This is a genomic window from Rheinheimera nanhaiensis E407-8, from assembly GCF_000296695.1.
In the GTDB taxonomy this organism is placed as follows: domain Bacteria; phylum Pseudomonadota; class Gammaproteobacteria; order Enterobacterales; family Alteromonadaceae; genus Alishewanella; species Alishewanella nanhaiensis.
Genome location: NZ_BAFK01000030.1, coordinates 1 through 19,069, shown reverse-complemented (window position 1 = coordinate 19,069; position 19,069 = coordinate 1). Strand labels below are relative to the sequence as shown.

The following is a 19,069-nucleotide window of genomic DNA, read 5'->3' as shown; positions in this document are numbered from 1 at the left end:
GAGAGCGTATTAATGAAACACATCAGTTTGCTGCTGTTATTATTAAGCGCTGTGATCACCTCTTTTAGCGTCAACAGCTACACCCAACAGTCCGTCTATGACTTTGACATCAAGCATTGGGGCAGCAGTGATGGCCTGGCGAACAATTCGGTGCGTGCTATTACGCAAGATGCTCAGGGCTATATTTGGTTGGGCACCCAGTCGGGCCTTAACCGGTTTGACGGTATGCAGTTTGAACATTTTACTAAAGAAAACCGCCGCCACTTAGCCAGCAATGCGATTACCCGCTTGCTGACAGACAGCTCGGATTATATCTGGGTTGGTACCAAGGCGGGATTGTCGGGGTTTGACCCGCTGACACTGGAGTTTGATCGCTACCAAATTCTGTCTGAAGTGACCTCGCTGCTTGAAGTGCAGCCCGGTGAGATCTGGCTAACGGCTGATTCGTTATTTCGGGTAAAGGATGGCAAGGTAAGCCGGGTTGAGGCTATTCGTGGCCAGGTCAGTCAACTGGAGCGGGTCGACAATACGGTCTGGGTGCTCAGTGCAGAAAAACTGTACCGGGTTGACTTGCAAGGTAATGTCGAGAGCTTTAATTTACCGCCAGAGCTCAGGCAAACGCCGGTATATGACTTGTATCATACCGAAAAGGGCCTGCATATCGCCGGTGAAGCAGGCTTCTATCACCTGGACCCGGACGGCAACATTGCTAAATGTCAGTTACCGGACCAAAGCAACACCGCAGTATACAAACTACTGCGCGACAGCCGCGGCAATAGTTGGATTTCCGCACACCGCAAATTGTTTCATAAGCACCCCAAGCAAGACTGGCAGCACATTACCGGTGATGAACTGGGCAGCTATCCCTGGTTTAGCGATATTTATGAAGACAAAGAGCAAAATATCTGGCTGGCCAGTTTCAGTGATGGGGTGTACCGTGCCTCTGCCGGGCACATCCGCCGGGTAGTGCCTACTGATACCGATCCGGTTATTCGCAGCGTGGGGGTTAGTCCCGACGATACGCTCATTATTGCCAGCCAGTCCAGCGTTGGTGAGATGCGCCCTGATGGCCGTTATCAGCAACTGATTGACAGCTCGGCACTGGGCGCCAGTACGGTATACGACATTTATTGGCCAGATCCACAGCAGATGTGGCTGGCAACCGATGATGGTGTGCAGCGCTTTTCACGCGGCGAGACCGGGTTAGTGTCACGCTTTTCCGCCTTGGCAGGTTTTACCGTAAGGGTGCTGCAGCCGCATGCCGGGCAAGGGGTATGGATTGGCGGCGTTATGGGGTTATACCATTATCAGGACGATACGCTGACCCCCTTTGCGCTGAACGACCAGTTGGAGTCGCGCAATATTACTGTACTGCAACATACCGCAGAGCAGCTGGTATTTGGCACTACACGCGGCTTGTATCAGTATCAGCAGCAAACCCTTAAGCGGCTTGGGGTTGGCACCGCCTTGTACAACAGTTATGTGACAGCGCTGAAGATCCTGCCGGATCAAACCCTGGTGGCAGCAACACTGGACGATGGGGTTTTTGTACTGCCTGCCGGTAGCCAGCAGTGGTTAAACTGGCACAGTAGCAACGGGTTGCCACATAGCCCGGTAGTGAGTTTACAATTTGATGCCCAGCAACAGCTGCTGTGGCTGAGCAGTAATAAAGGCATTTTTCGTATCGCTGCTGCGGATCTGACCGCGCTGCAACAGGGCAATCTGCCGGCGCAAGAAGTGTTGGGGCCTTACGATCGTCAGCTCGGTACTGTACCCGGTCGCTGCTGTAACGGCGCAGGCCATGCCAAAGTAGTGTATTGGCAGCAACAATATTGGTTCCCGACGTTAAAAGGCCTGGTGGCTGCCCCACAGCAATTAGAGCACCGTTTTAACCGTAAAGTGGAGCCGGTAATTAAGCTGGTACAAGGCCAGCAGCGGTATCCGGTGGCGTCACCGCAGCAGCGTTTGGTGCTGGAGTTGGATGATCGCAACCTGACCATTCATTATTCGGCGCTGGAGTTTGTTAAACCCAATGCGTTGAAATTCCGTTATCAGTTACAGGGCTTTGATCAGCAATGGCACGAGGTTGGAGAGCGGCGCGAAGCGGTATACACCAACCTGACTCCCGGACGTTTTGTCTTTGCCGTGCAAAGCCGCTTTGATAATGAGCAGTGGCGTGATGCCCATTCGGCCAGCCTGGAACTGGTGGTGCCCAAACGGTTTGACGAAACACTGGTTTATCGCGGGCTCTGGTTACTGCTGGCGCTGTTTGGGATTTATGCAGTGCTATGGCTGATGCGGCGCAATAGTCTGTATCAGCAACATCAGCTGGAGCGTCTGGTGCGACAGCGCACGCAAGAGCTTGAGAACAGTAATCTTAAACTGAACGAACTGAATGAACAGCTAACGCTGTTAACACATAAAGACAGCCTGACCGGGCTTAGAAACCGGCGCTTTTTATTTGAGCAGTTGCCCAAAGATATCGAACACTTCCAGCGTAACCGTGAGTCTATGCTGGCGCAGGGCAAGTGTGTGGCGCTTATTCACCTTGATCTGGATAACTTTAAGCAGGTTAACGATCAATACGGTAATAGTGCCGGTGATAGCTGCATACAGCAGGTGGCCGGTTTACTGATCCGCGAAACCCGAGGTTCAGATTATGTCGTACGCTTTGCCGGCGAGGAGTTTGTGCTGGTGCTGCGTGATATTCAAACCGAATTGGTGGCGCAGTTTAGCTACCGGCTAAATGAACTCATTGGCAATACGGTGTTTAGTTTACCTGATGGTCACCGTACCCGGCTGACCTGCTCAGTAGGCTATGCGGTGTATCCGCTGAACTTACTCGGCGGCCAGCTGATTAACTGGGAAATTTCATTGCAGTTGGCAGAGATGGCGCTGTATCACGTTAAACACGCCGGTAAAAACGGCGTGGCGTGTATTGAATTTGACCAGCAGGTAGATGCGTTTGAATTTGAAGACTCGGCGCATATCGAAGCTCAGGTCGAGCGTTTACTGGCGGCGGGCCTGGCGCACTTTGTGCTGCAAAACGGCAATCACTAAAGGTGGTGGCGCAGCCATAGCGTTTAACACTGAAGTATCTTCATCAAAGCGCTGTTAACACAGCGCTTTGATACTGGCGAGAATACCTGCCGAATCCAGCCCCAGCTCAGCGTAAATCTGCTCTTGGCTGCCATGTTTAATAAACTGATCGGGTAAGCCCAGATTGACACAGCGCACCTGAAGCGCGCTTCGGGCAACAAATTCATTAATAGCCGAGCCGGCACCGCCCATAATGGCGTTATCTTCGACACTGACAAAGAGCGGATGCGTGCTGGCTAACTCAGTTAATAACGCTTCGTCCAGGGGTTTAACAAAGCGCATATCCACCAGCGTTGCGTCAAGCGCTTCAGCGGCTTGCTGACAGGCCGCCAGCAGCGGGCCAAAGGCTAGTATGGCAATCTTGCTGCCGCTTCGTAGCGTTTTTGCTTTGCCAATAGGTAATAACTGCATGTCTTTGTCTGGTGTAACGCCGTTACCACTGCCTCTGGGGTAACGCACAGCGGCCGGGCCCTTATACTGATAACCGGTATATAGCATCTGGCGGCACTCGTTTTCATCTGACGGGACCATAATCAGCATATTGGGAATGCAGCGCATAAAGCTGATATCAAAGGCGCCCTGATGGGTAGGGCCATCAGCACCTACTACACCGGCGCGGTCGATGGCGAATAATACATCCAGCTGTTGCAGTGCCACATCGTGGATTAGTTGATCATAACCGCGCTGCAAAAAGCTGGAATAAATGGCGACGACCGGTTTTAACCCTTCAATAGCCATGCCTGCCGCCAGCGTTACTGCATGCTGCTCGGCTATAGCCACGTCAAAATAGCGTTTAGGGTAGGTTTTGGAAAACCGTACTAAATCTGAGCCTTCGCGCATTGCCGGCGTAATGGCTTGTAAGCGTTCATCTGTCTCTGCCATGTCGCAGATCCAGCTGCCAAAGATGTTGGAAAACGTCGGTAAACTGGCTTTTTTTGCCGGTTGTTTCGCGTCATCCGGGTTAAATTTCGACACTGCATGATAACCGATAGGATCGGCTTCTGCCGGCGCATAGCCTTTGCCTTTTTTCGTCACGATATGCAGCAGCTGTGGCCCTTTTAAATTGCGCATATTGCGGATGGTATCGACCAGCCCCAGCACATCATGACCATCTATCGGGCCTATGTAGTTAAAACCCAGCTCTTCAAAGAAAGTACCCGGGGTGACCATGCCTTTAAAATGTTCTTCGGCGCGGCTGGCCAGTTGATGTAGTGGCGGCACCCCACTTAAAATCTTTTTACCGCCCTCACGCAGGCTGGTGTAAAAGCTACCAGATAAAATGCGGGCAAAATAGCGGTTTAATGCGCCGACATTTTCTGAAATGGACATCTCGTTGTCGTTTAAGATCACCAGCATATCCGGGCGTACTTCACCGGCGTGGTTCAAGGCCTCAAAGGCCATACCGGCGGTAATGGCGCCATCACCTATCACCGCAACAACTTTACGGTTGCTGCGCGCCTGCTGTGCGGCAATCGCCATGCCAAGGGCTGCGCTGATTGAGGTGCTGGAATGGCCGACCGACAGTACATCGTATTCACTTTCTTCCCGGTACGGGAAAGGGTGCAGGCCATCTTTTTGCCGGATGGTGTGCATACGCTCGGCGCGGCCGGTAAGAATTTTATGCGGGTAAGCCTGATGGCCTACATCCCAGATAACGCGGTCGAACGGCGTGTTATACACATAATGCAACGCCACTGTCAGCTCGACTGTACCCAAGCCCGAGGCAAAATGGCCGCTGCTCTGGCTTACGCTGCGTAATAGGTAACTACGCAGCTCGTCACTGAGCGCGGGCAGTTGCTCCTGCGACAGCTGTCTTAGCTGTTCGGGTAAATTAGCCTTGGCTAATAACGGGTAATCGTTAAGATCTAACGCCATAATCCTTGCCTGTGTTAAAACCTGCGTTCGATAATGTACTGCGCAAAACTGCGTAATTCATCAGTGTTATACGGTAGTTTACTCAGGGCGTTCAATGCATCCTGATATAATTGCTGTGCTTTGGCTTTGGCCGGTTCAAGCCCAAGTAAGGCGGGGTAAGTCGCTTTGTTGGCTTTACTGTCAGAGCCTTGTGGCTTACCCAGTGTTTGGGTGTCACTTTCAATGTCGAGAATATCATCCTGCACCTGAAATGCCAGCCCCAGCGCACGGGCAAACTGCAGCAGGTGCTCTTTATCTGCGCTCTGCCGCTCAGGACTGCATAACCAGGCCAATTCTACGGCGTTTTCAATAAGGGCGCCGGTTTTCAGCCGGTGCATCTGTTCCAGCTGGTGCAGGCTGGTTTGCTGGTTAGTTTGTGCCAGATCAATCGCCTGACCGCCGCACATACCGGCATAACCGCCAGCGCGAGCCAGTGTTTGTATCATCTGCAGCACTGCAGGCGCGCCAACCTGCTGATACGGATGATGGCTCAGTATATCAAAGGCCAGCGCTTGCAGCGCATCTCCTGCCAGAATGGCAGTAGCCTCATCAAAAGCTTTGTGACAGGTTGGCTTACCGCGGCGCAGATCGTCATTATCCATCGCCGGTAAGTCATCATGAATAAGCGAGTAACTGTGCAAGGCTTCAAGCGCTGCGGCCGGGCCGTCCAAATCGGTTAAGCTGGCACCGAGCAGGGTACCACAGCTGTAAACTAAGAAAGGCCGTACCCGTTTACCACCCAATAACAAGCTGTACGACATGGCTGACAGTAGCCGCTCATCGGTGCGGGGGAGTTGGTTAATCACGCTTTGCAGGTGCTGTTCTACCCGCTGTTGGTAACGCGGCAAATTGGCTGGTAACACCTTAGTTTTCCTGCTCTGGTTCAAATGGCAGCAAGGTTTCCTGCTGTTGTTGCTGCATCAGGATCTGTACTTTTTGCTCGGCATGTTGCAGCAACTGCTGGCTGTGTCGGGCCAGGGTAATGCCACGTTCAAACTGTTGTAAGGACTGATCCAGTGACAGTTCCCCTTGTTCTAACTGCTGTACTATCTGTTCAAGCTCAGTCAGGCTTTGCTCAAACTGGCTTAAATCAGCTTTTTTCCTGCTCATACCACCCCCGACAAAAGTGTGCGCAAAGGTACCTTAGCAGGCTATTATGGTCAATCAGAAAGCGGATGTGAAAGGCTAAATTGATAATTTCCCGCAATTTATACTTAATCATTAACCGCTTTTGTCGATAAACAGCTATCGTCTAAGATAAACTGACGTCAGTAGTGAACACTGCAGTGTGGTAAATAAGGAGAATAACGTGGATTTGGCTACCCTGGTCGGTATGTTAGGTGCTATTGGTTTTGTTGTGATGGCAATGATTCTCGGCAGTAATGGTGCACCTGGCATGTTTGCTGACACAGTATCGGTGCTTATTGTGTTTGGCGGGTCTATTTTCGTGGTGATCTCAAAATTTACCCTTGGCCAGTTTTTTGGCTCAGGTAAAGCGGCCGCAAAAGCCTTTATGTTTAAAATTGAAGCGCCGGAAGAGCTGATTGAAAAAGCGGTACAGCTGGCTGACTCGGCCCGCAAAGGCGGCTTTTTAGCCCTGGAAGAAGCCGACATTCCCAATGCCTTTATGCAAAAAGGCGTCAATATGCTGGTAGATGGCCACGATGCTGATGTGGTGCGGGCGACGCTGTTAAAAGACATTAGCCTGACCGAAAAACGCCATGAAAATGCCATTGCCATTTTTAAAAGCTTAGGTGACGTTGCTCCGGCAATGGGTATGATAGGTACGCTGATTGGTTTGGTGGCAATGCTATCCAATATGGATGACCCCAAAGCTATCGGCCCTGCAATGGCGGTGGCACTACTTACCACCTTGTACGGTGCTTTTATTGCCAACATTATTGCCATCCCGCTGGCCGATAAGCTGGCCATTCGCAATCAGCAGGAAAAGACTAATAACCAACTTATTTTAGACGCTATTTTGGGTATTCAGGACGGCCAGAACCCGAAAGTTATTGAAGGCATATTGCGCAATTATCTGGCGCAAGGTAAGCGTGAACCGGCTGCAGCGGAGTAAACCATGAGCGATGATGCACAAGAGTGTAAATGCCCGCCACCGGGCTTACCACAATATATGGGCACCTTTGCTGATTTAATGGCGCTGCTGATGTGCTTTTTCGTACTGCTGTTAGCGTTTTCCGAAATGGATGTACTGAAATTTAAGCAAATTGCCGGCTCGATGAAGTTTGCCTTTGGTGTGCAAAATAAAATTGAGGTGGAAGATATCCCCAAAGGCACCAGCGTAATTGCGATGGAGTTTCGTCCCGGCCGGCCGGACCCCACACCTATTGAAACGCTGCAGCAGCAAACCATTGAAATTACCCAGCAAGTAATAGAGTTTCAGGCCGGTGAAGAGGACTCGGCCGGTGGCCGTCAGGAGCAGCGCGAAGATTTAAGCGGTGGCCAGTCGGTGAGTAATGCCGAAGAAATTATGGACGGTGAGTCGGCGGCGGCCGAAGCGCAGGCGCAAGCTCAGCAAGAGCAAACCAATGAAATGGTGAAGAAGCTGGCAGAGCAGCTGGAAAAGCAAATCGTCGATGGTGCTATAGAGCTGGAATCGTTAGGCCAGCAAATTATTATCCGCATCCGCGAAAATGGCTCTTTCCCTTCGGGCTCGTCATTTTTGCAGCCGCGCTTTAAACCCATTATCCAGCGCATTGGCACCTTGTTAAACGAGGTACCGGGCGAAATAACGGTTACCGGGCATACTGATGATATTCAGGTATCGGATGAGCTGCACAGTAATAACTGGGATCTGTCGGCGAAACGGGCGGTGTCGGTCGCCACTGAAATGATTAAAGCGCCGGGCTTTGATCGCACCCGGCTGGTGGTAGCAGGGCATGCCGATACCAAGCCTTTGGTGCCGAATGACTCTGAGCTTAACCGCCGCCGCAACCGGCGGGTGGAAATCTCCATTATGCAGGGTAAAGCCAAAGAGTCTGAGCCCATTAGCCTGGAAGGGCCGGCACAGCCGTAACCTAAAAACAGCACTGGCGCAGAAGAAGGTGGTAGGGCCAAATTAGGTCTTGGGCTAAAGTTCCGCTATAATCTGCGCCACTTTTTTTCCTGCTACCTTGTGCTGTCGCCCCATGATTGAATTTTTAATAAAACTTCACCCTGAAATCGCCATTAAAAGTAAGTCGGTGCGTAAGCGTCAGACACTGCTGCTTGAGCGTAACCTGAAAACCATTTTACTGCAGGTGCACCAGCAGATAGAGGTGAACAACAATTTTGATCACCTGACGGTGCGCTGCGACAGCGATGATGCTGCGGTGCGGCAAAGGCTGATCGAACGCTTAAGCTGTATTCCGGGCATTGTTAATTTCGCTGAAATGCAATCCAGTCAATTCAGCTCACTGCACGATATTTTTGAGCAGGTGCTGGCGGTTTATGGCCCCAAGCTTGCTAACAAAAGCTTTAGTGTACGGGTGCGGCGCAGCGGTAACCACGATTTTACCTCCATTGAAGCTGAGCGCTATATTGGCGGTGGCTTAAACCAGCATATCGCCAGTGCCCGGGTGCAGCTGAAACAGCCGGATACGGTAGTGGCGCTGGAGATCAAAAAAGATTTGCTGATCATGGTGCGCCAGATGCATCAGGGCATGGGCGGCTTTCCGCTGCCGTCACAGTCAGATGTGTTATCGCTAATCTCAGGCGGCTATGACTCGGCAGTGGCCAGTTACCTGATGATCCGCAAGGGGCTGCGCACCCATTATTTGTTTTTTAATTTAGGCGGCGCGGCCCACGAAGCCGGCGTGCGTGAGATGGCGTTTTATATCTGGCAAAAATACAGCCTGTCGCACCGGGTTAAGTTTGTCAGTGTTAACTTTGCGCCGGTAGTAGAGCAGATCCTGGAAAACATCGACAACGGCCTGATGGGCGTGGTGCTAAAGCGCATGATGATGCGCGCCGCCAGCCAGGTCGCCGACCGCCTGGGCATTAAAGCCTTGGTGACCGGTGAGAGCATCGGCCAGGTGTCCAGCCAGACCATTACCAATTTAAATGTGATTGACCGGGTAACCGACACGCTGATTTTACGGCCGCTGATCTACCAGGATAAGCAGGAAATTATTGATATGGCGCGTAAGATTGGCGCCGATGATATTGCCAAGAGCATGCCGGAATACTGCGGGGTGATCTCTAATAAACCCACTGTCAACGCGGTATTAACGGCGGTAGAAGCCAGCGAACAACAGTTTGACTTTACTGTGCTGCAGCAGGTGGTGGAAGACGCCAAAGTGCTGGATATCCGCACCGTGGAGTATCAGGCCGAGCAACAAGCGCATGTGGTGACCGAGCTGGCGCAACTACCCGCTGATGCGGTGGTGCTGGATATTCGCAGCCCGGAAGAAACCGAGCTTAAACCGTTGACGGTGGCCGGCCATAGCGTAATTGAGCTGCCGTTTTTCCGTCTGGCCTCCCAATTTAGCAGCCTGGATCAGAGCCGGCAGTATTACTGCTATTGTGAGCGCGGCGTAATGAGCCGGCTGCAGGCGGTGGTGCTGCAGGAGCAGGGCTTTAACAATGTGGCAGTATACCGGCCTTAATGCTGGCTGGTTAACTGCAGGCGCTGCTCAAGCGCAGTACTTGAGCGAGCATGTTATTGTTGTGCGGTACTGCTATGCCAAAGCGTGCCGCTTGTTGTACCACGTAGCCGTTGATTGCCTCTATCTCAGTGCGGCGTTTATTGGCAATGTCCTGCTGCATTGACGAAAAATTTTCTGCTGTAGCAGCAATAACCTGCAGTACTTTTTGCTGCAGGCTGTCGTCCATTACCACACCGCACGCCGCAGCCACTTGCTGCACCTCTGTTATCGCCGCCGTTAATAAAGGCTCAAATTGCGCTTGTAACAGCGCGCCATTACGACAGTTATAAATGGCCGTCAGCGGATTTATCGCGGCGTTTATCGCCAGTTTTTGCCATAAAAACGGCGTGATATCGTCAACCAGCGTAACCGGCCCCAGCGCGGTCTCCATCGCCGGCAATACCGCTGGCGTATAAGCCTTAGCGGCGACATTTAATGCCGATAGTACACTCTGGCCCTGACCGGTATGTAATAGGCTATGCTGCTGTTTTAATGCGCCATGGGTCGTGGTTAAAAACCACAGGCCCTGGCTGGGAGCCAATAACGGTAAAATGTGCTCCAGCGTGCCCATGCCATTGTGGCTGAGCACCAGCTGGGCATTGGAGGTTAAATGCGGCAGCAGGCTTTGCACAGCGTCGATAACGGCATAGCTTTTTACCGGAATGAGCACCGCAGTAAAGGGCGGTGTGGCTGCGGGGAAGTGTAACTGACTACCGGCAAAATCAATGGTATGGCTACGGGGCTGCTTTAAATGCAGGCTAACGGCATAACCGGCCTGCTTCAGGCGGCAAGCGGCCAGCGAGCCTATAGCGCCGCTGCCGACGACGGTCCAGCTTAACGGGCGCTGCGCGGGCGAACTTGGTGCCACAGGGCCCGTACCAGATAAAAACTGACCACGCCGCCAACATCAGCCAGCAGATCCCACCAGTCGCCACTGCGGCGGGTAAAATAATGCTGCGCCAGTTCGATAGCGCCGCCATAGGCACCCAGTAATAAAAAGGCGTTCAGCGCTTTGAGTTTAAAGCCTTTCCATAACAGCGCTGACAAGACGGCAAAGATGCCAAAATGTGCCACTTTATCTAAATGAGCAATACCGCCGCCAATTCTATGGCCGCTTAGCTCGGCTAAAAACCCCGCCGTTGCCAGCAAAAAGCACAACAGACAAACAATGCGGTAAAAACCTTGTGACACAGCATTCCCCCGAAACAGAAGTCGCTCGGATTGTACCAGCTTTCTGGTTATAATCACCAGCAGACAGAATGGCTTAAGCACAGGAGACTTGTCATGCCTTCATTCGATATTGTTTCAGAAATTGATATGAATCAGGCGAAGAACGCCGTAGAGAACGCTAAACGGGAGCTGGAGACCCGCTTTGATTTTCGTGGCGTTAACGCCAAAATTGAGCTGAACAAAGAGCAAATTGAGCTGACCGCTGAAGCGGATCAGCAAGTGATGCAGTTGTTTGATATTTTCGCTACTAAAGCCAGCAAGCTGCAACTGGATGTCAGCAGTTTTAAGATTGAGAAAGAAGAGCGCCACGGCAAATTTATCACCCGCCATGTCAGCATTAAGCAGGGTATTGACAAAGAGATGGCGAAAAAAATCGTGAAGCTGGTAAAGGACAGCAATATTAAGGTGCAGGTGGCGATTCAGGGGGAAGAGCTTAGGGTAACGGGCAAAAAGCGTGATGATTTGCAGGCTGTTATGCAATTAGTGCGTACCAGCGATCTGGGCCAGCCGTTTCAGTTTAAAAACTTCCGCGACTAAACTTTTTAGCTATTCAGTTGTTCGGCCATCCAGATGTCTGTTGACATTTAATCTTGATGGCGTAAACTGCACGCGGCTTCGACAGGAAGCCGCTTTTTTTGGTGCTGCAAACCACTGCAGGTAAACGGGAATCTGGTGTAAAACCAGAGCTGCCCCCGCAACGGTAAACAACTGATCTGAACCCAAAGCCACTGTCACAAGATGGGAAGGCGGGTGCAGGCGCAAGCAGGTTGTCAGCCCGGAGACCGGCCAGAAAAATTCCTTAACTTATCCGATGTGCGGTGGGCACATTGTTGGAGCTGACATGTTTAAACCTGCTTTGGCGGCCGTGCTGGTCGCATCCTGTTGTTCGGCTAAGGCTGACAATATCGAACATATTAGTATTTACGCCAACCGCACTGCCACACCAGCGCAAGATGTGCTGGCCAGTGTCACTGTGCTGGAGCGTGATGAGATTGTCGCCCGCCAGGCCACCGACTTGCCGGCCTTATTAGCGCAGCTGCCTGGTATAAATTTGTCGCGCGATGGTGGGCGCGGCCAAAGTAGTGGGGTCTATATCCGCGGCGGCAATACCGGCCATACGCTGGTGCTGGTAGATGGTGTCCGCACCGGCTCTGCTACCCTGGGCTATAAATCACTGGCTATGTTGCCACTGGAGCTGATTGAGCGCATAGAGGTAATACGCGGGCCGCGCGCGGCCTGGTATGGCTCAGATGCACTCGCTGGCGTTATTGCTATCAGTACCCGCCGTGCCCAAGCGGTAGAGCTAAACGCCAATGTGGGCAGTTACGGCCAGGCCGGCACTGACCTGAGCCTTAGTCATCAGAGCGGGTCTTTGCAGCTGCACGCAACAGCCGGCATCAGCCGCGCCGATGGCTTTAATGTGCGTGACGATCTGGACAGCGATAATGACGGTTATCGGCAGCAATTTGTCAAATTAGCCGCCGATTACGACACCACGCTTGGTCTGTTCAGCGCCCAGGCCGATGTTAACTCGGGCACTTATCAGTTTGATAACGCCTGGAGCAGTGAAGATGAGGCCGACACCTTAAGTCGCGCCTATTTTATCGGCTGGCAACAACAGCTTGGCGGCTGGCAGCATCAGACCCGCTTAAGCCGTAATCTGGACCGCGAAGTGACCTTTGGCCCAGAGTCGCGCAGCCCGTTTAACACCGTGCGTGACGAGTTTAGTTATCAGGCAGCTACTGATCTGACGGAGACATTAAGCTGGTTAGGCGGAGTAAACTGGTATCAGGAGCAGGTGAGTAAAGCCGCACCTGACTTTGAGCAAACCAGCCGCATTAACCGCGCGGCGTTTACCGCCCTGCAGTATCAGCAGGCCGCCTGGCAGTTGGAAGGGACAGTGCGCCGTGATCTTATTAACCAGTATGGTGCAAACAATACCTGGCAGTTGGCGGCGGCATACCAGCTAAGCGAACACTGGCAGGCCAGATTAAGCCGTGGCGCCGCTTTTAAAGCGCCAAGCTTTAATGAACTGTACTTTCCCGGCTTTGCCAATCCGGATTTGAAACCGCAGGAGTCGATATCTGATGAGCTGGCACTGGTGTATCAGGGCGACCATCTTCATATGCAAGTTGCCTGGTTTGATCGCGACATTACCAACCTTATTCAGGGGGTAGAGCAGGCCGAAAACGTGTTGCTGGCCAGCATCAAAGGGCTGGAGCTGAGTATAAAGCAGCGCTGGCAGCAGCTCGGCAGCGATTTTAACTACACCTGGCTGGACAGTGAAAACCACAGCACTGGTTTACAGCTGGAGCGCCGGCCAGAGCACAGCATTAATTGGCGTGGCAGTTATCAGCGCGATAACTTGTCAGTGTTTGTCAGTGCCGACTATCAAAGCAGTACCTATCAGGGCGCCTTTGCGCCGGTAGCCAACCTGGGCGGTTTCACCTTGTGGGGGCTGGGCGGCAGTTATCAACTGAATGACCAACTGAGTGTCAGGGCAAAGCTGGATAATCTGCTGGATAAAGACTACCAAACCAGTGCCGGTTACACTACGGCCGGCATTAATTTTGCGATAAGTCTCAGTTACAGCCCGCGCTGATTAGGGCTGCTTAGAAGACGGCGCTTGTACCGTCGGTTCTGCGGTTTGCAGGTACTGAAAATAACGCTCTGGCTTGCGGTGTTGTTTCAGTGCCTGCCATAACTGCCGGGCAACCACGGCATGCTGTTGATAAAAGGCGGTGCTAAACACCAGATAGCCAGTGGTATGATACAGCGGCGGTTGCACCACCTGCAGCTGTGCACTGAAAGCCGATGGCAGTGGGAGCTTATCTACCTCGCACAGGCTGGTGGTGGCATCAACTCTGCCCTGTTTCACCAGGGCAAATGCCTGTTGCTGTGATTGCACTTCAACTACGGTAACACCGGCAGGGTAGTCCGGTGTGGCATATCCCAGTGGCCTGGCAACAGTAACGCCTTGGGTCAGGCGTTGCATTACAGCGTCTCCCGGGCGTTGCACTAAGCAGGTGGCATGGCGGCTTAGTGCCAGCTCGGTATCGGGCTGGTTGTCGTCTGTCATCGGATACACAGCAAAACCTGCCCGGGCCGGGGTATAAGTAGATACCAGAGCATCAATTTTATTTTGTTGTAGTAGCTGTAGGCAGCGCAGCCAGGGTTTACGCTGCAGCTGTAATGTTAAGCTGCTGATGTCGCCAACAGCAGCCTGAATATGCTCTATGGTTACCCCTGGCGGGCTGGCAATCTGTTCGCCCTGGCCGGCGTAATAAGGCAGTAATTGCTTATCTTCATAGCAAAACTGCAACGTCAGCGCTTGCGCTTCACTTGCGCCACTATTTATGACCAATAGCAAATACAGTGCGGATAAGGCTCTCATGGTTTTAACCAGTTTTGGTATTGCTGCCTGAATTTGGCCAGCTTGGGCGCAATAATCACCTGACAATAACCTTGCTGCGGGTGGTGTAGGAAATAGCCCTGATGATACTGCTCGGCCACAAAAAAGGTGGTGGCCGGGCTAAGCTCGGTAACAATGTCAGCATCAAATATCTGCTCAGCGCTAAGTTTAGCCATCAGCTGCTGCGCCACCTGCTGCTGCATAGCATCGTGATAAAAAATCACCGAGCGATACTGGCTGCCGACATCATTACCCTGCCGGTTCAGCTGCGTTGGGTCGTGCAGGCTGAAAAACACCAGACACAGCTGCTCAAAGCTGATGTGATTATCATCAAACTGCACCTGCACCACTTCGGCGTGGCCGGTATCGCCATCGCAGACCCGGCGATAGTTAGCGTCTTGGGCGTTGCCACCCATATAACCACTTAGCGCCTGGCTTACGCCGTTAAGGTGGTTCATCGCTGCTTCAAGGCACCAAAAGCAACCTGCGCCAAAGGTGGCGGTGTGTATTGTCATCTGTGTTCCTCGGTTAAGGGGTTCAGGCTATTACGCAAGCAGATGCTGAACCGATCGTTTTATCAATGATCGTATAAGTTGTGGCTGGCGTACAAGCTGCGTAGTAAAAAAATGACAGGAAAGTATTTTGACGATAGCCATTATTGGTGCCGGCATAGCCGGCGCTGCCTGTGCCCAGCGTTTGCAACAACAGGGGCAGCATGTTGTAGTATTTGACAAAGGCCGTGCTGTTGGCGGGCGTATGAGCAGCAAGCGCACCAGCGCCGGTTACCTGGATCTGGGGGCTCAGTATTTTACTGCCCGCACGCCGGCGTTTAGCTCACAATGCCAACGCTGGTTAGCCCAGCAGGTGATTGAGCGCTGGCACGGCGCTTTGGGCTTAATTGAACAGGGTATGCTGGGTGCGTCACCCGATGCGACTGAGCGCTATATTGGTATACCTTCCATGCAAAAGCCGGTGCAGCAGTTACTGGCCGATATCAGCGTGCAACATGCAGAGGTAAGTGCTGTTCATTTTGAGCAAGGCTGCTGGCAGCTGTATGCCGGCGCTGATTTGCTGGGGCAGTTTCAGCAGCTGGTGCTGGCCGTGCCACAGCAGCAGGCAGCAAGGCTGTTGCAACAGGTTATAGAGTCGCAATGGCAGTTAAAAAGCCTGTTCGCCCAGATAGCATTATTACCCTGCTGGGCCGTTAATATTGAACTGGCTGAATCTGACAGCCTGCCGGTGCAGTTTGACGGCATTTTTGTTAAACAGGATGCGCAAATCAGCTGGTTGGCGCGTCAGGGCAGTAAAACCGGCCGTGCCGGCCCGCAGCACTGGCTGGTACACTTTACCCCGGCGTGGTCGGCTGAGCACCTTGAACTCAGTGCCGACGAGGTAGCGCAGCATGCGCTGGCGGCGCTGCAGCGTGTGTTTAACACCAGGGTTAAGGCTGTTGCCACGCTAAGCCATCGCTGGCGCTATGCACAGCAGGTAGCCGATTATCCGCTGCTGGGGGCCCTAAGGTTGCATGATGTTAAACTCGGCTTGTGTGGCGACTGGTTAAACGGTGGCCGGGTTGAGAATGCCTGGCTAAGCGGTAAACAACTGGCAGAGGAGCTGGCCCTGTGAGCGCATCGGTATTGATCATCGGTGGCAGCAGTGGCATTGGTCTGGCGCTGGCGCAGCATTATGCTGCTGAGGATGCCAGCGTGACGGTAATCAGCCGTCAGGCTAAGCCGGCACAGCTGCCATATCATTGGTATCAGGACAGCTTAAATAACGAAGCTGATTCAGAGCATGCCGTTAAGCAAGCCTTAGCGCAGCAGCCGGACACTATTTTTATTTGTAACGGCGTGCTGCATGATGATAGCGCTATGCCGGAAAAAACCATCCGCCAGCTTGACTGCACCGTGCTGATGCAGCGTTTGCAGGCTAATGTCGCGGTGCCGGCGTTATACCTAAAGTTACTCTTTGCTTACCTGTGTAAACGCCCAGCGGTTAAACTGCTGGTGCTCAGTGCCAAAGTGGGCAGTATTACCGATAATGCGCTCGGTGGCTGGTACAGCTATCGCGTCAGTAAAGCCGCACTGAATATGCTGGTGAAAAACTGCAGTATTGAAGTGAGCCGGTTAAATAAAACAGCAACACTGGTAAGTCTGCACCCCGGCACCACTGATACGCCGTTGTCAGCGCCGTTTCAGGCTAACCTGCCAGCGGGGCAGCTGCAAAGCACCACTCAAACCGCACAGCGGCTGGCTGCTGTGGCCGCTGCGTTACAGCCGTTACAAACGGGGGCCTTGCTTAACTGGGATGGTACTGTGTTGCCGTTTTAGCATAGATCCGCTGGTGATAATAATGATAAAGGCGCCTTCAGCGCCTTTATCATTTTAGCCAGCTTATTTTACTCTGCTTATGTTAGCTGGGGTGTACCTCGTCAGCAGCATGTTCATCCGGCGCTTCACGCTCTAACTGATGCAGTTTTTGCTCCAGCCGTTTTGGTGAGCCAGTGTTACGTGCTATCACCATATAGGTGACTGGTACTACGTAGATTGTCATCAGGGTAGCCAGCGCCACACCGGAGAAAATCACCATACCTATTACCATCCGGCTTTCAGAGCCCGGGCCTGAGGCAATAATCAGCGGTATACTGCTCATGGCAGTAGTAAAAGCGGTCATCACAATAGGGCGCAGGCGCTGGGTGGCGGCCTGTTTTACTGCGGCGGCAAATTCGACACCGGCATCACGCAGCTGGTTGGCGAATTCAACAATCAGAATACCGTTTTTTGCCACCAGACCAATCAGCATCACCAGGCCTATCTGGCTATAGATATTCAGTGTCATACCGGTAAAGTGCAAGCCGGATAGGGCACCAACCAGACCCAGCGGTACGGTGATCAGGATCACCAGCGGGTGAACAAAGCTTTCAAACTGGGCTGCCAGCACCAGATAGGTGATCACCAGCGCCAGAATAAATACCATCAGAGTGGAGCTACCGCTCTCCTGAAACAGCAGCGACTGGCCTTTATAATCGATACCCACCGTGTCCTGTATTTCGGTTTGCACGATGTTTTCCAGATACTCCAGCGCTTCGCCCAGGCTGTACCCCGGTGCCATGCTGGCAGTCAGTGTAATAGCGCGCATACGGTTGTAGCGGTTTAAGCTTGACGAGGTCGCCTCCTCTCGCAGGGTAACCAGGTTATCCAGCGGGATCAAATCGCCCGAGGTCTCAGAGCGGATATACACATTGGTAATCTTGCCAGGAGCGCGGAAATCATCATCTAAACCTTCAATAATCACGTCGTACTCTTTGCCACGGTCGAGGAAAGTCGTCACGCGCCGGCCCCCCAGCATGGCCTCCAGTGCACGGCCAATAGCGCCGACTGAAATGCCCAGATCGCCGGCCCGCTCGGTGTTAATGTCTACCAGCACCTGGGGCACGGTTTCTTTGTAATCGTGATCCAGCATCAGAATATTCGGGTTCTCTGAGGCTTTACTGATCACGATATCGCGCCAGCGTGCCAGCTCTTCATAGGTATTACCCTGCAGCACAAACTGGATGGGCCGGCCGCCACCACCGCCGCCACCCAGGCCGCTGCGCATAAAGGTAAAGGCGCGTACATCGGGGATCTGGTTAAGCTTTTGGCCCACTTCTGTCATCAGCTCTTCAGTACGGCGCTTGCCGTTGTGCCAGTTTTCACTGCCGACAATAGCAATACCGCCACTGTTACCCCAGCCAGGCACCCGCACCAGTAGCCGATTAAACTCACCATTGTGGTAATAAGGCATTAACACATCTTCAATCAGCCGCATATTACGGCTGTTGCTGGCATAACTGGCGCCCTCAGCCGGGCTCATCATAACAAAGAAGGTACCACGGTCTTCTGTCGGCGCCAGCTCAGAGGGCAGTATTTTCACCAGCAGATAACTGGCAACAAAACACAGTGCAACGACTATCATCACCGGCCAGCGGGTGGCACACACCACATCCAGTTGGCGGCGGTAAGCCGCTTCCAGTTTGTGAAAGGCGGCATGCAGCCACAGACCCAGCTTGCTTTCGCGCTTTTGGTGGGTAAGTAATTTACTGCATAACATGGGGGATAGAGTAAGCGCAGTGACACTGGAAAATGCTACAGCGGCGGCTATGGCCAGCGCAAATTCAGTAAACAGCTTACCCAGCTGGCCTTGCATAAACACCAGCGGCACAAAGACTGAAATCAGTACCAGCGTAGTGGCGACTACCGCAAAGCCGACCTCGCGTGCGCCACGGTAAGACGCCACCAGCGGATGTTCACCCAGTTCAATACGGCGGTAGATATTTTCCAGCACAACAATAGAGTCGTCTACCACCAGGCCGATAGCCAGTACCATGGCCAGCAAAGTGAGCAGGTTTACCGAGAAATCCAGCGCAAATAGCACAGTAACGGCAGCAACCAGGGCAACAGGCACAGTAATGGCCGGAATAAAGGTGGCGCGGATATTGCCCAAAAACAAAAAGATCACCACCACTACCAGCGCCATAGCAATGGCCAGTGTGTTGTAAACTTCTTTGATAGACTCGGCGATAAACAGCGACGAGTCATAGCCTGGCTCTATGGTGGTGCCAGCCGGCAGGTTCTGTTTAATCCGCTCCATTTCAGCGCGGGCGGCTTTTACCACTTCCAGCGTGTTGGCTTTTGACTGCTTGATAATACCGATCCCCAGCAGGTTTTTGCCATCGCCCCTAAACTCGCTCTCTTCGTTTTCAGCCGTTAGCAACACCTCGGCCACTTCC

General features: G+C 52.7%; 16 protein-coding genes and 1 riboswitch. Of the genes, 8 read left to right on the top strand and 8 right to left on the bottom strand.

Features of this window, described 5'->3' with window-relative positions:
• The first annotated feature begins 12 nt into the window (after positions 1–12).
• The gene (locus RNAN_RS17170) at positions 13–3,060 is read left to right on the top strand and encodes a ligand-binding sensor domain-containing protein (RefSeq protein ID WP_008224139.1); all 3,048 of its coding nucleotides are present in this window, start codon (positions 13–15) and stop codon (positions 3,058–3,060) included.
• 54 nt (positions 3,061–3,114) lie between these two features.
• On the opposite strand, the gene dxs is transcribed toward RNAN_RS17170, so the two are convergent.
• The 3 genes from dxs to xseB are packed head-to-tail and all read right to left on the bottom strand — an operon-like array spanning position 3,115 to position 6,123.
• The gene (gene dxs / locus RNAN_RS17165) at positions 3,115–4,974 is read right to left on the bottom strand and encodes a 1-deoxy-D-xylulose-5-phosphate synthase (protein WP_008224138.1); all 1,860 of its coding nucleotides are present in this window, start codon (positions 4,972–4,974) and stop codon (positions 3,115–3,117) included.
• Between the two features lie 14 nt (positions 4,975–4,988).
• Entirely contained in the window at positions 4,989–5,876 is an 888-nt protein-coding gene (gene ispA / locus RNAN_RS17160) for a (2E,6E)-farnesyl diphosphate synthase (RefSeq protein ID WP_008224136.1), read from the bottom strand.
• Position 5,877: 1 nt separating this feature from the next.
• The gene (xseB, locus tag RNAN_RS17155; protein WP_008224134.1) at positions 5,878–6,123 is read right to left on the bottom strand and encodes an exodeoxyribonuclease VII small subunit; all 246 of its coding nucleotides are present in this window, start codon (positions 6,121–6,123) and stop codon (positions 5,878–5,880) included.
• 199 nt (positions 6,124–6,322) lie between these two features.
• Here xseB and pomA point away from each other — a divergent pair, with 199 nt between their 5' ends.
• The 3 genes from pomA to thiI all read left to right on the top strand — a co-directional run bounded on the left by pomA (position 6,323) and on the right by thiI (position 9,620).
• A complete protein-coding gene (pomA, locus tag RNAN_RS17150; protein WP_008224131.1) occupies positions 6,323–7,090 on the top strand; it encodes a flagellar motor protein PomA in 768 nt (255 codons plus the stop codon).
• Between the two features lie 3 nt (positions 7,091–7,093).
• Positions 7,094–8,050, top strand: coding sequence for a flagellar motor protein MotB (locus RNAN_RS17145; protein WP_008224128.1), 957 nt, complete (start codon positions 7,094–7,096; stop codon positions 8,048–8,050).
• A 112-nt stretch (positions 8,051–8,162) separates the two neighbouring features.
• Entirely contained in the window at positions 8,163–9,620 is a 1,458-nt protein-coding gene (thiI, locus tag RNAN_RS17140; RefSeq protein ID WP_008224125.1) for a tRNA uracil 4-sulfurtransferase ThiI, read from the top strand.
• 10 nt (positions 9,621–9,630) lie between these two features.
• On the opposite strand, the gene RNAN_RS17135 is transcribed toward thiI, so the two are convergent.
• Complete coding sequence (locus tag RNAN_RS17135; protein WP_008224123.1) at positions 9,631–10,527, bottom strand: ketopantoate reductase family protein; 897 nt, start codon at positions 10,525–10,527, stop codon at positions 9,631–9,633.
• A complete protein-coding gene (locus tag RNAN_RS17130) occupies positions 10,494–10,850 on the bottom strand; it encodes a VanZ family protein (protein ID WP_008224122.1) in 357 nt (118 codons plus the stop codon). Before RNAN_RS17130 ends, RNAN_RS17135 begins: the two co-directional genes overlap by 34 nt.
• 93 nt (positions 10,851–10,943) lie before the next feature.
• Here RNAN_RS17130 and RNAN_RS17125 point away from each other — a divergent pair, with 93 nt between their 5' ends.
• Together RNAN_RS17125 and RNAN_RS17120 are read left to right on the top strand one after the other, a co-directional pair.
• A complete protein-coding gene (locus tag RNAN_RS17125) occupies positions 10,944–11,426 on the top strand; it encodes a YajQ family cyclic di-GMP-binding protein (protein WP_008224119.1) in 483 nt (160 codons plus the stop codon).
• Positions 11,427–11,508: 82 nt separating this feature from the next.
• Positions 11,509–11,694: riboswitch (cobalamin riboswitch) on the top strand.
• Positions 11,695–11,730: 36 nt separating this feature from the next.
• Positions 11,731–13,491: a TonB-dependent receptor domain-containing protein gene (locus RNAN_RS17120; RefSeq protein WP_008224118.1), complete on the top strand. Its 1,761-nt coding sequence runs from the start codon at positions 11,731–11,733 to the stop codon at positions 13,489–13,491.
• On the opposite strand, the gene RNAN_RS17115 is transcribed toward RNAN_RS17120, so the two are convergent.
• Both RNAN_RS17115 and msrA read right to left on the bottom strand, forming a co-directional pair.
• Positions 13,492–14,283 carry a substrate-binding periplasmic protein gene (locus RNAN_RS17115; protein ID WP_008224117.1) on the bottom strand — a complete coding sequence of 264 codons (792 nt, stop codon included), beginning with the start codon at positions 14,281–14,283 and terminating at the stop codon, positions 13,492–13,494.
• Positions 14,280–14,816 carry a peptide-methionine (S)-S-oxide reductase MsrA gene (gene msrA, locus RNAN_RS17110; RefSeq protein ID WP_008224116.1) on the bottom strand — a complete coding sequence of 179 codons (537 nt, stop codon included), beginning with the start codon at positions 14,814–14,816 and terminating at the stop codon, positions 14,280–14,282. Before msrA ends, RNAN_RS17115 begins: the two co-directional genes overlap by 4 nt.
• A gap of 127 nt (positions 14,817–14,943) precedes the next feature.
• Here msrA and RNAN_RS17105 point away from each other — a divergent pair, with 127 nt between their 5' ends.
• Positions 14,944–15,927, top strand: a complete 984-nt coding sequence (locus RNAN_RS17105) for an NAD(P)/FAD-dependent oxidoreductase (protein ID WP_008224115.1) — start codon at positions 14,944–14,946, stop codon at positions 15,925–15,927.
• Positions 15,924–16,631, top strand: a complete 708-nt coding sequence (locus tag RNAN_RS17100; RefSeq protein ID WP_008224113.1) for an SDR family NAD(P)-dependent oxidoreductase — start codon at positions 15,924–15,926, stop codon at positions 16,629–16,631. Before RNAN_RS17105 ends, RNAN_RS17100 begins: the two co-directional genes overlap by 4 nt.
• 82 nt (positions 16,632–16,713) lie before the next feature.
• Here RNAN_RS17100 and RNAN_RS17095 read toward each other — a convergent pair.
• Positions 16,714–19,069, bottom strand: a 2,356-nt coding sequence (locus RNAN_RS17095) for an efflux RND transporter permease subunit (RefSeq protein WP_040552486.1), incomplete at its 5' end; no start/stop codon positions are given.

What these genes read in the sequence shown, in the direction of transcription:
- RNAN_RS17170 (WP_008224139.1), top strand. Translation starts at nt 13, where the DNA reads ATGAAACACATCAGTTTGCTGCTGTTATTATTAAGCGCTGTGATCACC.
- dxs (WP_008224138.1), bottom strand. Translation starts at nt 4,974, where the DNA reads ATGGCGTTAGATCTTAACGATTACCCGTTATTAGCCAAGGCTAATTTA.
- xseB (WP_008224134.1), bottom strand. Translation starts at nt 6,123, where the DNA reads ATGAGCAGGAAAAAAGCTGATTTAAGCCAGTTTGAGCAAAGCCTGACT.
- RNAN_RS17145 (WP_008224128.1), top strand. Translation starts at nt 7,094, where the DNA reads ATGAGCGATGATGCACAAGAGTGTAAATGCCCGCCACCGGGCTTACCA.
- thiI (WP_008224125.1), top strand. Translation starts at nt 8,163, where the DNA reads ATGATTGAATTTTTAATAAAACTTCACCCTGAAATCGCCATTAAAAGT.
- RNAN_RS17125 (WP_008224119.1), top strand. Translation starts at nt 10,944, where the DNA reads ATGCCTTCATTCGATATTGTTTCAGAAATTGATATGAATCAGGCGAAG.
- RNAN_RS17120 (WP_008224118.1), top strand. Translation starts at nt 11,731, where the DNA reads ATGTTTAAACCTGCTTTGGCGGCCGTGCTGGTCGCATCCTGTTGTTCG.
- RNAN_RS17115 (WP_008224117.1), bottom strand. Translation starts at nt 14,283, where the DNA reads ATGAGAGCCTTATCCGCACTGTATTTGCTATTGGTCATAAATAGTGGC.
- msrA (WP_008224116.1), bottom strand. Translation starts at nt 14,816, where the DNA reads ATGACAATACACACCGCCACCTTTGGCGCAGGTTGCTTTTGGTGCCTT.